The following is a 13,536-nucleotide window of genomic DNA, read 5'->3' on the forward strand; positions in this document are numbered from 1 at the left end:
TAAATTCTAAATTTATTTTTTAATAAAACGGTTCTGGTTCTGTTTTTTTACTTTTCTTTTCTTTTGGTGTTTTTTCTTTTTTTACTTTCTCTTCTTTAGTTTTTGCTGCTTTGCTTGTTTTTTCTTTTGGTGCTTTTTTAGTACTGCTTACTGTAGTATTACTTCTTTTAGCTTCTAATTTTTGAGAACGCAAATCGAAGTCGAAACGGAAACCAGCATTAAAATATAGTGTTGACGCATTAAATCTTTGTCCTGGTTCTTCCATAGGTTTGTCTAAATCTACTGTTGGAATATTTGGATCTAATGGAATTAATTGTTTAGCACCATATCTTGCCGTGTTAGATTCTTCTGTTATTTCATCTACATATTTATGGTGAGTTAAAAAAACAGGTGCTTCATCTACACTATTTATATTTAAACTTAAACCATTGGTTAGTAGTTCTAAGACTTGAAAAATTGGTTCTGAAATAGAACTTGGTAAATCTATACCACCAATTCTTAAATCTGTTTTTAAACTAAATTCATCAAAAACAGTTTCTTTAAGCTTTATAGTATAAGCTTGTACTCTTGCTTCTGTAAAGAAAGTTACTTTTGGTGATACTTTAATATCAAAACCTATAGATGTACTTACACCAATAGTTGGTTTGTAAGATGTAGTAGCTGTTGCTTGTAGTGTTTGGTGTAAAATTGGTAATGGTAAAATTGGATAACCTGCAAGTGTTTCTATAATTCTTCCTGCTTTATCATCTATAAATGCTCTAGAAGTTGTTTTACCAAAAATAGGCATTACTAAACCTGCTTTACCTGTAATACCGAATCGTTTGCCATTATCCCAACGCATAATTAAATGTGGTGATATATATATGCCAAAAGTTCCTGTTTTTTGTGTTGCATAGTATTCTGCTGTACCAAGAATTGGTGTTAAGTCTAATTCTAATAAACCTAATAAGTTAATTCCAACATTAGATTTTGTATTAATTCTAGCATTTAATTTTTCTGGATGCCAAGCTAAGGTATTTAACACATCTATACCAATATATTTATTAAACATATGACCCCAACCCATATTTAATGCAAAACCACCACCATTGGTTCCAAAAATTGGTTTAACGCTTAGGTCGCCATTTTGTTGATACCAATCGCCTTGACCAATTTCTTTTAAAGGTGATCTTTTATTGGTTGCCAAAAAAGGCATACCATAGCCAGCACCAACAGTAATGTACCAATCTTTACCTAATGGTCTGAGTACATTATCTCTAATTCTTAACTTTAATGATGTCTTTTCTGAAGACGATGCATTGTCTGATGTCATTTCTTCTTGAGCGAATGATTGAACTCCTAGAAGTACTACAAATAGTAAAACGAATAATTGCTTCATATGTGTTTTTATTATTATTTAACTTAATTTCACACAAAGTAAATAAAAAAAACAGATTAATGAAACAATAAACCAATAAAAAATTTACATTTTTTAGAGTTTAATTAAAGAAAAGTTATCTTATGTAAAGATAAGTATAACTCAGGTTATAAAAAATTAGACTAATCCGTTGTGCATTTGAGCGTTATTCTAGAAAATTTTGGAATATAACGAAGGAACTGGTTTGCCTGCCGCAAGCAGTTCAGGAATGTGTTGGAAAAATAATCAATTTGAAAATGATGATTTTTCCTTTATTTTGCTCCTAGCTTATCTATAATTGGATACATAAACAAAAAGCCAGTACCTGTTGCATACAATACTACCGAAGTATAAACTCCTGTATAAGTATGGTCTGTACAAGGAGGATAAGCCATAAATTTAATATTGCCAATACGCAAACGCCCACAACGAATATCATCGTCGTTCCAAAGATTTTCGATACCACAAGTATTGGGTGTACAATTGCTACCACAACCATCTTCTTCCCAACTTTGCATTTCCACATTTAAAGTTGTTGCATTACCCGTTAGCGTTGGCCCATTTATAGTACCAGGATTCCAACTATTACATCCCACACCATCTGTTCCGTAAGTATAATTTGTAGAACCACAATATAATCCTGGATTATTTATATACTGAGAAAAATTGGCGTCATTATATCCTACCCAAACTTTATATCGAGGATCTGGATAATTACCAATAATACAATTCCACGCAGCTCCATCATCACAACATTGCCAGTTATGGCGAAAACCATTTATTTTTGTTGTTATACTTACATTTTGAGCAAATGTAGCTAATGAAAATAAACCACTATGGACTAAAAGTCCATAGTTTTGTTACGGACTGAAAGTCCTATTTCGGACAGTACTTCTCTATTCAATTATAAAATTATCATTTGAGTTCGTATTTGGATTCCTATGATGTTCTAAGTATTCATTTACCATTTCATCTGTTATATTACCTGTACTCCAGCAACCATAACCTATTGCCCAAAAATGACGCCCCCAATATCTCTTCTTTAACTCTGGAAACTCTATCTGTAATTTTCGTGAACTGCGTCCTTTCAATAATTTTACCATGCTACTTATTGATTGTGATGGACGATATTCTATATGCATATGAATATGATCTTTGGATACCACTCCTTTCAATATTAAAATATCTTCTGCTTCACATATTTGTATCAAAAGACTTCTACACCTTACTTTTATATCTCCTTCCAATACTGCATATCTATATTTTGTAGCCCATACAATATGTACTGTAAGCCGTGATACGCTATGACCATTGACTCTTTGGTATTCCATACTACAAAAGTAAACATTTTTAGAAGCTAAAGCGAAATGCACTAAAGTGCATAGTTTTAACTATTTTTGAGACCAATAAAGTAAAAGCTAAAAAAGTGTATAATTGTTTCATAGACTAAAAGTTATCTTAAGATAAAGATAGAAAAAATTTAAAACGGTTGCAAGTATTTTTTAATAAAAATTAACAACCAGCAAAAATCGTTTTCTACAAATTAGGTTGAATACCAATAAAAGCCATTAAAAACAGTATTAATTTCAGTTAATACAGATTTGTTATGTTCAGTTAAATATTAAGCAGAACAGCCAGCATTAAAATGCTGGCTGCTAGTTTTGAATATCTTTTTATACTATTTTAGTATCTATAAGTTTCTGGTTTGTATGGTCCATCAACATCTAAACTTAAATATTTACATTGGTCATCAGTTAAAACATCTAACTCCACTCCTATTTTTTTCAAATGTAATCTCGCTACTTTTTCATCTAAGTGTTTAGGCAACACATATACTTTGTTTTCATACTGCGCTCTATTTAACCATAACTCTAATTGTGCTAGTGTTTGGTTAGTAAATGAATTAGACATCACAAATGATGGATGACCTGTAGCACAACCTAGGTTAACTAATCTTCCTTCTGCTAAAACAATAACATCACTTCCATTTATAGTGTATTTATCTACTTGTGGTTTGATTTCTACTTTGGTATCGCCATAGTTTTTGTTCAACCAAGCCATATCAATTTCATTATCAAAGTGACCAATATTACAAACTATTGCTTTGTCTTTCATGTTTTTGAAATGCTCGCCATTTATAATATCCTTGTTTCCAGTAGCCGTTACAATAATATCAGCTTCTTTAACAGCATCAGCCATTTTCTTAACTTCATAACCATCCATTGCAGCTTGTAATGCACAAATTGGATCAATTTCTGTTACAATTACTCTACAACCAGCACCTCTTAATGAAGCTGCAGAACCTTTACCAACATCACCATATCCACCAACAACAGCAACTTTTCCTGCCATCATCACATCAGTAGCTCTTCTAATTGCATCAACACAAGATTCTTTACAACCATATTTATTATCAAATTTAGATTTAGTAACTGAATCGTTGATATTGATAGCTGGCATTGGAAGTGTACCTGCTTTCATTCTATCGTATAATCTGTGAACACCTGTAGTCGTTTCTTCAGACAATCCTTTGATATATTGTACTAATTCTGGATATTCATCTAACACCATATTTGTTAGATCGCCACCATCATCTAAAATCATATTTAATGGCTTGTCTTCTGAACCAAAAAATAATGTTTGTTCAATACACCAATTGAATTCTTCTTCATTCATTCCTTTCCAAGCAAAAACTGGAACACCTGCAGCAGCAATAGCAGCAGCAGCATGATCTTGAGTAGAAAAAATATTACAAGATGACCAACGAACTTCTGCACCTAAATGTACTAGTGTTTCAATTAAAACCGCTGTTTGGATAGTCATGTGTAAACAACCAGCTATTCTTGCACCTGCTAGTGGTTTTGAATTGCCATATTCTTCTCTTAAAGCCATTAGCCCTGGCATTTCTGCTTCGGCTAATTCTATTTCTTTTCTTCCCCAATCAGCTAAATTGATATCTTTAACCTTGTATGGAAGTTGTAAGTCTATACTTGTACTTGTTGCCATAAATTATTTTTATGCAAAGATATTGCCTTTGATAGAAATAGAAATTGTCATATGACAAGAAATATTAGTAAAAGTTTTAAATCAACCCAAGCCACCAAAAACGAAAGCCCATTGTAAGAAACCTGCAATTCCACCTAGTGCTGCTCCTACTAAAATTAGCTTTAGCTCTTCTGATTCAAATGCTGGACGCAATACGCCTACAAAATCTTTTGGTGGCAATTCTTGTAATTTTTCTCTTAATGTTCCTTCTATATCAAAAGTAGCATCTGTAAAATCGTGTAGATATTTAAATTTATTAGGTAAACGAGCTACCATATTTTTTACTATCATTTCTCTTAAGTCGGAATATACTTTAGAACCTTCTAGCATAGTTAAAATTGGTTGTGGCACACTGCCTGTTGCTTGGTTTAAACTTTGGTTGACATGTTTTTCTATTAAATCGTACATCGCTTTTCCACCTTGTCGGTTTAACATGTGTTCCCAAAGATTTTCAGAATACAACACTCTATCTGCAATGATTTTACCATATTCGGCAGACACTTCATTTTGTCGTTTAATAAACAATCCAATAAAAGTAAAGCCAAATATTTTAATTGGTTTTAATGGATTAAAAATTAATTTAAGTGCCAGAAAATTAGTAAAATATCCTACAATAACACCTGCTGCTGGCAACATCCAATCTTCTGGATAAAAATGCCACAAAATCATTTGAGGAATACCAAATAAAAATCCGAAATACCAACCAGAGCGTTCTATAAATTTAAATTCTTGCTCGCCACAGTTTAAGAATATTTCATTGACTAATGTTTTATCTTTAATGAGTGCATCTTTACAAAGTGTTTCTAAATCCATGTAAGAATGAATATTAGTTTTTAAATCTTCCATCATGTCTCTAACAGCACCTGGAATATCTTTAGCTGCACTACTAAATATTTGATTTTTGAGTACTTGTGGTGTGTTTTTCCAAATAGCAGGTTGATATTTCATCATGGCTTCGCTAACCACTTCTTCTGCTAGTGCTTGTGTTTGTGGTGATATTTCTTTGGCAATATCATCTGGATCTAGTTTTTCAAAAATATCTTCTACAGAAATTAATTTTTCGGTCATTAATTTCACAGATATTTCTGCCATTTTAAGTCGGTTTGCTGGAATGATGCCTTGCCAACCTAAAGGAATTGGTCCAATTTTAATACCTTTAAAATCGAGTGGCTCAAAAGTCATTTTTATTGCTTGCCAATTGGTTAACCAACCAATAAATCCAGCTACAAAAGGAATAGATATTAGTTTTATCCAATATATATTCTCGTGAAAAAATTGTAATATTGTATCCATATTTAAAAAAGAAGCACTAATTTAATCAAATTAAATTTATAAACCATGGATAATTTAAAAGAGTATAATGAAAAAGACTGGAAACCGATTGCTATTAAGTTTGGCATCATTGGTTCGTTAGCATCTATATTGGTAACTATTGTTTTATTTTTTGCAGGCATGCAATTAGAAACTTGGGCAAAATGGTTATCTACTTTAGTAATGTTAATTGTTTTAGTTGTAGGAATTAAAACCGTGAGAGACAGCCAAAATGATACTAGTTTTAGTACGCTTTTTAAAAGTGGTATTTTAATGTCATTTATTATAGCATTAGTATCTGTTTTGTTTTTTTATATTTATGTAAATTTTATAGATGCTAATTTTATGCATGCTGTAATGGAAGTTTCTAGACAAAAAATGGAAGCTAAAGGTATGACCGAAGAACAGATAGAACAAGCAATGGAAATGAGTAGTTTTTTTATAAGTCCAACTTTTATGTTAATAATGAGTTTTATATCTACTATGATATTTGGTTTATTGATATCTATAGTTAGTTCGTTTGCTTTTAAGAAAGATTAGGAATTAGTTATTAGACATTGGTTGTTGGTCATTAGCTGTAGTATTTCATACTTCTAGTTCTAAATAGGAAGTGCGTAGTACTTCAACTTTATTGGCACTAGCTTATAAGCAGTAAAGCGTGACATAGCTACGCAACCTTAAAAACAAACAAAATCAAAACCTATTTTTTCCTAATGCGTAATTTGGGATAAATAGAGCATACCGAATTTCATTAACACACTACCACAAAAAGTAAATTGCCATCGGCGAATATTTTTTGGAAGTTAGTAAAGACTTATTTAAAATTTTTCGTGTTGTCGGAAGTTTCCTCCTAACATATTCCATGCTTTAATCATGTCATGAGAAAATATACTTGATAGCACCAAAAATAAAATATTTTAAAGTCGTTCTTTCATAGAACGACTTTTTTATTTGAAGAAATAAATGTATATTTGACATTCATATTATGAAAACAACATTAACTTTATTGAGTTTAATTATTGCTGTACTTGCAATTGTTTCTTGCAAGAAAGAAAAGAACAATACTGACGATTGTATTTATGGAACTTGGTATCTAAAGGAAGATAGTGTAATAAATTATGATATGATACTTAAGATTACTACTGATGATACACTTAGAATGGATATAGGTGAAGGATTATATTTCAATTTTCATTTTTATACAGAAGAAAATAAAATATATCAACAAATGGAAGATGGCAATTATCATGATTTTGCAAACTATTATTGTTCTGATAACGAATTAACAATTGATTTTGGCACTGAAATTGTTCCAATTATTACATACATAAGAGCAGAATAAAATAGTCTAATCTCTAATAATCAATCTTACAATAACCAAATTACTCAATTAGTAATAAATGATTTTGTAATGGTAAAATAATTTTATTACTAAAACCAATAGATCTTTGTTTGATATTATTTTCTAAGTATTTGTTGTTCTTTTTATCTAAGTCATCTAGTACATTAGTTGCTGTTGAATTATAAGCAGCATCACTCCAATCTACTTGTTGTATATTAATATCATTTTCGTTTAAAGACAAATTATAAATTTTACTATTTAAAATAACTGGAGCTCCTAAATTAGTTATTGTAGCTTGATGCATATCTTTGAACGAATTATCTCTAAACCAAGACACTGCTTCTACAAATTTAGGATTTTTTAAAGTACCTTTATTAATGCTAGTATGTCTGAAATCAAATTTTTCTAAAGCACCATCAGTATGTACATTATCTACTTTAAATGCATTGCTCAATAATAAAGAAGTTCCTACCACTTGTACTGGTGTATTACATGCTGCTCCTCTATTATTAGTAAAAACAGCATCTTTAGAAACAATATTGCCATTTTCATCATACACTAATAAATTAATGTTTTTATCATTATCTGTAATTGTAATATATGATTTATCATCTATAGTAAGTACAGTTGGTGCTGTTCCACTTCCAATATGCAATTGTCCTGGAATTTCATAAAAACAATTGTTGTACATTCTATTTTGTGGTTCTACATTCCAAACTGGTTCTATACTTTTACTTTTTTCATTGTATTTTAATTTAAATAACGCTAGATTGGTATTTACATACACATTATTTTCTGCGTCTGTAGCTACTGGCAAATTGGTTTTAAACAACAACTTGTCGTCATACGGATTCATTACGGTTAAGTATGGAATAACTACTGGTGTTTCACTTTCATAACTAATAGAGTCGTCTTCTACTTCATCAAAAGCAGATGCTACAAGTGTACTCATTTTTTCTTCCTCTTCTTCCGACAAATCTACTGGTCGTTCGGCTAGTGAAAAATTATTGATTTGTGCTTCTAATGCTCGCTTTCTTTCTGTTTGATATTCATAGATGTAATAATCTTTATTTTTATTAAACTCATAATTCACCCAACTTTCTATAGAAGACGATTCCTCTTCTGAAGCTATATTTAAATCATTATAAATAGTTTCTGCAAACTGTTTTTCTACCCAAGGTTGATAAATGGATTTTAAGTTTTTGTTGAAATCGTACACCAAAACATTTTCAGTATAATTTTTTTGTGGATTTGGAATTAAACCTATACTTCCTTCATAAAAAGAAAGCCAAATATCATTATCTTTACTTATATTAATACTATGAATATATAATTTTTCATTTTCTACATATAGTTTACTAATATTAGATTCATCAAAACTGTAAGTGTAATTATTTGGCATTGGTTTTATCGACCAAACACCAGCATTGTTTTTCTTTTTCTTACCAATATTTACTGGAACCAAAATTTCTTTAGTAGTAGGATTAACAGCAATGTTTTTTACTAAATAGTTTCCTAATTCGGCATTGGTTTTATCTACTGTCTTTTTAAGATATTTGGTATTGGTTGGAATTGCAATTTGATCTACAATTTTAAGTTCGTTATTACTAAAATCAAGACAAACTAATTGCATCATATTTTTATGATAACACAAACCAATTAATGTTTTTTCATCTAGTGCTTTTAATTGAACAACCGACTGACAAACCTGCTTCTTACCATCGGTAATTGTAATTAACTGAGTTTTTAAGTTATTAATGTCAAACGAAGTAGTAGCAGCTTGCATACTTTTGTTGTTGACGGTTAATACCAACTCTTTTTTGTTGTTTTTAAGCTTATAGGTTTTGTTGTTAACTAGACTGTATCTATCATTTTCTTGAGCAAAAACAACAGATGACAGTAGCAATAATACTACGACATTGAAAACTTTCATTCTTCTTTTTTTATGGAGCTTAAATATATGCCTTTTTTCGATAATATTTAAAAATCGGCACTTAATAATAAAGATAAATTGAAAAATTTTAAGTCGTACGATTTTGCAATAAACTCTTTAGTAATATTTCCTTTGTAGATATATACGCCATTTCTAAAGTGTTCATTGTGTTTTAGCATCAATTCAAATCCTCCACTGCTATACATTTCTTTTAAAATTGGTGTTAAAATATTACTTAAACTATACGATGCTGTTTTAGATACATTAGAGGCTACATTAGGTACACAGTAGTGAATTATCTCATTGACTAAGTATGTTGGCTCTTGATGATTGGTTGCTTTTGATGTTTCTGAACAGCCACCATGGTCAATACTAATATCGATAAACACACTATTTTTTTTCATGCTATGAATCATATGTTTGGTAACTACCACAGGCGTTTTTCCGTTGATAGGTCGCAATGCACCAATTACTACATCTGCTCTTGCCATATTTTTTGCCAAATTAATTGGATCTAATACAGAAGTATATATTTTTAAACTTAAATCGTTTTCTAATCTCGATAGTCGATAAATATCATCATCAAAAACTTGAACAGAAGCACCCATTGCAATTGCTGTTTTTGCTGCATGCTCTCCTACTGTTCCTGCACCAATTATTAAAACTCTAGTTGGTGGTTGTCCTGCAATTCCTCCTAACAAAATTCCTTTGCCATGTTCATTACTCAAGTATTTTGTAGCAATATATAAAGCATAGTTTCCTGCAATTTCGCTCATTGAACGCATAATTGGATATGTACCGTAATTGCATTGAATATACTCGTAAGCAATGGTATTTACCTTTTTTTCGGATAGCGTTTTGAGTGTAATTTTATTGAGTTTTGGCAAATATATTGGTGAAAATACTACTTGATTTTTATGTAGCATTGGCAATTCTACTTCTTGAATTGGTGCAACTTTTAATAATATATCTGATTGATATACTATTTCTTTATCTGATTCTATCATAGCACCAGCATTGATGTATTCTTCATCAGAAAAGTTATTTTGACCTGCACCTTGTTCTACTTTTATTTTATATCCGAAATGAATTAAAGCTGCTACAGAGTTTGGTGACAATGCAATTCTATTATCATTAAAGTTTTGTTCGTTTGGAATTCCAATGGTATTGTGTTGGTTGTCTTTACTGATTTCGGCTAAGACTTCTTTAGGAAATAAATCATAACCTTGTTTGACTTTCTCTAATATTGACTCCATTTTTACAGTTTTTCTTCAACTTCAATTTGTCTTGACTGTTGATTCAACTTACTAATATACACATTCAATCGCTTATTTGGCATTAAATCGGCAAAATCGTCACTCCATTCTACAAAACAAATATTATTATATAAATAATCTTCTAATCCAATTTCTTCTGCTTCTTCTACACTATTCAATCGAAATAAATCTAAATGTGCTATATCTCCTATTGAAGATTGATATAAATTGACCAATGCATAAGTTGGCGAACTTACTTGCTCTCTGATATTTAAAATTGTAGCAATAGTTTGTACTAAAGTAGTTTTGCCTGCACCCATTTCTCCAAATAAACAAACTGTAGAAAAGTCTTGTAATCTTTCTACAATATATCGTGCTACTGGTTCAAGTTCATCTACACTATTGGCTACAAATAATTTCATTGTGGTTTTGACTCAAAGATAGCAACTGGAACTATCATTTCTTCTAAAGAAATTCCACCATGTTGAAAAGTATTTTTATAAAAATTAGCGTAGTAATTATAATTGTTTGGATAGCAGAAAAAATAATCTTCTTTGGCAAAAATATAACTTGAACTTATATTTGATTTTGGCAAAAATGCTTCATCTGGATTTTTAACTTCCATTACTTCTTTTGGATTGAAGTTTAAGTTTCTACCTGTTTTATAGCGAAGATTGGTAGTCGTATTTTTATCACCAATTACTTTTGCTGGAGATTTTACTCTAATTGTTCCATGATCTGAAGAAATAATAATTCTAACTTTCTTATTTTTCAATTTTAGTAATGCATTATACAAAGGTGAATGTACAAACCACGATGCAGTTAATGAACGATAAGCTGCTTCATCATTTGCAATTTCTTTTAATACTTCCATCTCTGTTCTTGCATGCGATAACATATCTACAAAATTATATACAATTGCATTGAATTGATTATTCATTAAATTTAAAATATCATCTTCTAATTGCTTACCATTATTGTAGTTTGTAATTTTTGTATATGATATTTTATTATTAATTCCAAATCGTTTAAATTGTTCTTCCATAAAAAATGCTTCATGTAAGTTTTTACCTTCACTTTCATCATCATATGTCCACTTGTCTTCATATTTCTTTTGAATTTCAGATGGCATTAATCCAGAAAAAATAGCATTTCTACTATACTGTGTTGTAGTAGGTAAAATACTATACATAAAATCTTCTGATGTTTTTAAGAAATGCTCTTTTAGTATAGATTCAATCACAGAATAATGATCATATCTTAGATTATCTACCAAAATAAAAAAGGTAGTATAGTCATCACTTAATTGTGGAATGACTTTATTTTTAAATAGTGTATGTGAAAGCGTTGGCGTTTCTTCATTTGGCTTTTGTAACCAATTAATATAGTTTTTATTAATAAATTTAAAGAACTCTTTAGTGGCTTCGTTCTTTTGCATCTCAAAAACATCACGCATTTCTGCATTGTCAATTTTGTCTAATTGAATATCCCAATAAATTAATTTTTTATATAATTCTGTCCAATCAGTAGCATTCATATTGCCACCAATTTCCATCATAATTTTTTGAAACTCTTGTCTGTAACTCACTGAGTTTTTTTCAGACACCAAAGACTTTTTATCGATAATTTTCTTTATCGACAATAAAATTTGATTTGGTTTAACTGGTTTAATTAAATAGTCTGCAATTTGTCCACCAATAGCTTCGTCCATGATATTTTCTTCTTCATTCTTGGTAATCATTACAACAGGAACATCTTTGTTCATTGTTTTCATATTACTCAAAGTTTCCAATCCAGAAATTCCAGGCATGTGTTCATCTAAAAAAACCAAATCAAAATATTCTGCCGAAAATTTATCCAAAGCATCATGACCATTACTTACTGCTTCAACACTATAACCTCTTTGTTCTAAAAACATAATTTGTGGTTTTAGCAAATCAATCTCATCATCTGCCCAAAGTATTTTAGTTTTCTGCATGCTCAATAATTTGGGTTCAATATACAAGCGTTTTTTTATATCTTGTGTGATAAATAATTAAATATTGTTATCAAACAGAATCTAACGATTAAAAGCAATTTTGAACAAGAGAAAAATATTTAACGATCCAGTCTATGGTTTTATAACTATTCCTTATGATATAGTATATGATATTATTCAACATCCTTATTTTCAACGCTTAAGAAGAATACAACAATTGGGTTTGAGTAGTATGGTGTATCCTGGAGCAACGCATAGCCGTTTTCACCATTCTTTAGGTGCTATGCATTTGATGCAACAAGCATTAGAAGTGTTAAAATTAAAAGGTGTTAAAATTACTCAAAAAGAAAGCGAAGCAGCCACTGTTGCTATTTTACTACACGATATTGGTCATGCTCCATTTTCACATAGTTTAGAATACATATTAGTTAAAAATATTAGTCATGAAACTATTTCTAAGAAAATTATAGAAGAGTTAATTCCTATTTTTGGCGAAACATTAGCAATTGCACTACAAATATTCAATAATTCGTACAAAAAGAAATTTTTGCATCAACTAGTTTCTGGTCAGTTAGATATGGATAGAATGGACTATCTCAACAGAGATTCTTTTTATACTGGCGTTAGTGAAGGTGTAATTGGCTATGATCGTATTATTAATATGTTGAATGTAGTTGATGACAATATTGTAGTAGAAGAAAAAGGCATTTATTCGATAGAAAAGTTTTTAATTGCACGACGATTGATGTATTGGCAAGTATATTTACATAAAACATCGTTGGTTGCCGATTTAATGTTAAAAGCTACTGTAGAAAGAGCTATTGCCATAAAAGCAATTGATAATATATCAAAACCTTTGGCTAAGTTGATTGAAAATCCAAATAGAAAAAATTATTTAAAATATTATACTTTAATTGATGATATAGATATTATGTATGCATTAAAAATTTGGTCAACTAATAAAGATAAAATCTTAGCTCAATTGGCTGATGCTATTTTAAATAGAAAACTATTTCATTTAAGTTATGAATCTGAACAAGTAGCAGAACAACAATATTTAGCATTAAAACAACAATATTCTAAAGAATCATTTCCTTATTTAGTATATGCTGGTTCAACACAAAACAATGCTTATAATCCAAGTAAAGAAACCATAAAAATTTTAAAGAAAGATGGTAGTATTGTACCTATTTCAGAATATTCTAAAGAATGGAATTTACAATCTATTACACAAACCATTACCAAACACTATATTGCTTATCCTAAAAAATAATT

Annotated in this window: 12 protein-coding genes; 3 read left to right on the plus strand and 9 right to left on the minus strand. The window is 30.0% G+C overall.

What is annotated here, in order from left to right; genetic code table 11:
• Nucleotides 1-19: 19 nt before the first annotated feature.
• The 5 genes from H6553_08485 to H6553_08505 form a co-directional block, all read right to left on the minus strand.
• A complete protein-coding gene (locus H6553_08485; protein MCB9033859.1) occupies nt 20-1,378 on the minus strand; it encodes a hypothetical protein in 1,359 nt (452 codons plus the stop codon).
• Nucleotides 1,379-1,668: 290 nt separating this feature from the next.
• Nucleotides 1,669-1,992 carry a hypothetical protein gene (locus H6553_08490; protein ID MCB9033860.1) on the minus strand — a complete coding sequence of 108 codons (324 nt, stop codon included), beginning with the start codon at nt 1,990-1,992 and terminating at the stop codon, nt 1,669-1,671.
• A 300-nt stretch (nt 1,993-2,292) separates the two neighbouring features.
• Entirely contained in the window at nt 2,293-2,727 is a 435-nt protein-coding gene (gene tnpA / locus H6553_08495; protein ID MCB9033861.1) for an IS200/IS605 family transposase, read from the minus strand.
• Between the two features lie 352 nt (nt 2,728-3,079).
• Nucleotides 3,080-4,402: an adenosylhomocysteinase gene (locus H6553_08500; protein ID MCB9033862.1), complete on the minus strand. Its 1,323-nt coding sequence runs from the start codon at nt 4,400-4,402 to the stop codon at nt 3,080-3,082.
• An 81-nt stretch (nt 4,403-4,483) separates the two neighbouring features.
• Entirely contained in the window at nt 4,484-5,734 is a 1,251-nt protein-coding gene (locus H6553_08505) for a DUF445 family protein (protein ID MCB9033863.1), read from the minus strand.
• A gap of 45 nt (nt 5,735-5,779) precedes the next feature.
• Between H6553_08505 and H6553_08510 the strand changes: the two genes are divergently transcribed.
• Complete coding sequence (locus tag H6553_08510) at nt 5,780-6,292, plus strand: DUF4199 domain-containing protein (protein MCB9033864.1); 513 nt, start codon at nt 5,780-5,782, stop codon at nt 6,290-6,292.
• Between the two features lie 445 nt (nt 6,293-6,737).
• The gene (locus H6553_08515) at nt 6,738-7,094 is read left to right on the plus strand and encodes a hypothetical protein (protein MCB9033865.1); all 357 of its coding nucleotides are present in this window, start codon (nt 6,738-6,740) and stop codon (nt 7,092-7,094) included.
• A 40-nt stretch (nt 7,095-7,134) separates the two neighbouring features.
• On the opposite strand, the gene H6553_08520 is transcribed toward H6553_08515, so the two are convergent.
• From H6553_08520 to H6553_08535, 4 genes are read right to left on the minus strand one after another with little or no spacing between them, the layout of a single operon-like run.
• Nucleotides 7,135-9,027 carry a hypothetical protein gene (locus H6553_08520; GenBank protein MCB9033866.1) on the minus strand — a complete coding sequence of 631 codons (1,893 nt, stop codon included), beginning with the start codon at nt 9,025-9,027 and terminating at the stop codon, nt 7,135-7,137.
• Between the two features lie 47 nt (nt 9,028-9,074).
• Nucleotides 9,075-10,283, minus strand: coding sequence for an alanine dehydrogenase (locus H6553_08525; GenBank protein ID MCB9033867.1), 1,209 nt, complete (start codon nt 10,281-10,283; stop codon nt 9,075-9,077).
• Between the two features lie 2 nt (nt 10,284-10,285).
• Nucleotides 10,286-10,705, minus strand: a complete 420-nt coding sequence (tsaE, locus tag H6553_08530) for a tRNA (adenosine(37)-N6)-threonylcarbamoyltransferase complex ATPase subunit type 1 TsaE (GenBank protein ID MCB9033868.1) — start codon at nt 10,703-10,705, stop codon at nt 10,286-10,288.
• Nucleotides 10,702-12,261, minus strand: coding sequence for a PglZ domain-containing protein (locus H6553_08535; protein MCB9033869.1), 1,560 nt, complete (start codon nt 12,259-12,261; stop codon nt 10,702-10,704). Before H6553_08535 ends, tsaE begins: the two co-directional genes overlap by 4 nt.
• A gap of 97 nt (nt 12,262-12,358) precedes the next feature.
• On the opposite strand from H6553_08535, the gene H6553_08540 reads away from it, so the two are divergent.
• A complete protein-coding gene (locus H6553_08540; GenBank protein ID MCB9033870.1) occupies nt 12,359-13,534 on the plus strand; it encodes an HD domain-containing protein in 1,176 nt (391 codons plus the stop codon).
• Nucleotides 13,535-13,536 lie beyond the last annotated feature (2 nt).

The sequence above is a fragment of the Chitinophagales bacterium genome (genome assembly GCA_020636535.1).
In the GTDB taxonomy this organism is placed as follows: Bacteria; Bacteroidota; Bacteroidia; order Chitinophagales; family JADIYW01; genus JADJSS01.

Excerpts from the sequence above, each read along its gene's own strand:
- H6553_08535 (MCB9033869.1), bottom strand. The coding sequence starts at position 12,261 with ATGCAGAAAACTAAAATACTTTGGGCAGATGATGAGATTGATTTGCTA.
- H6553_08525 (MCB9033867.1), bottom strand. The coding sequence starts at position 10,283 with ATGGAGTCAATATTAGAGAAAGTCAAACAAGGTTATGATTTATTTCCT.
- H6553_08520 (MCB9033866.1), bottom strand. The coding sequence starts at position 9,027 with ATGAAAGTTTTCAATGTCGTAGTATTATTGCTACTGTCATCTGTTGTT.
- tsaE (MCB9033868.1), bottom strand. The coding sequence starts at position 10,705 with ATGAAATTATTTGTAGCCAATAGTGTAGATGAACTTGAACCAGTAGCA.
- H6553_08510 (MCB9033864.1), top strand. The coding sequence starts at position 5,780 with ATGGATAATTTAAAAGAGTATAATGAAAAAGACTGGAAACCGATTGCT.
- H6553_08515 (MCB9033865.1), top strand. The coding sequence starts at position 6,738 with ATGAAAACAACATTAACTTTATTGAGTTTAATTATTGCTGTACTTGCA.
- H6553_08505 (MCB9033863.1), bottom strand. The coding sequence starts at position 5,734 with ATGGATACAATATTACAATTTTTTCACGAGAATATATATTGGATAAAA.
- H6553_08500 (MCB9033862.1), bottom strand. The coding sequence starts at position 4,402 with ATGGCAACAAGTACAAGTATAGACTTACAACTTCCATACAAGGTTAAA.
- H6553_08485 (MCB9033859.1), bottom strand. The coding sequence starts at position 1,378 with ATGAAGCAATTATTCGTTTTACTATTTGTAGTACTTCTAGGAGTTCAA.
- tnpA (MCB9033861.1), bottom strand. The coding sequence starts at position 2,727 with ATGGAATACCAAAGAGTCAATGGTCATAGCGTATCACGGCTTACAGTA.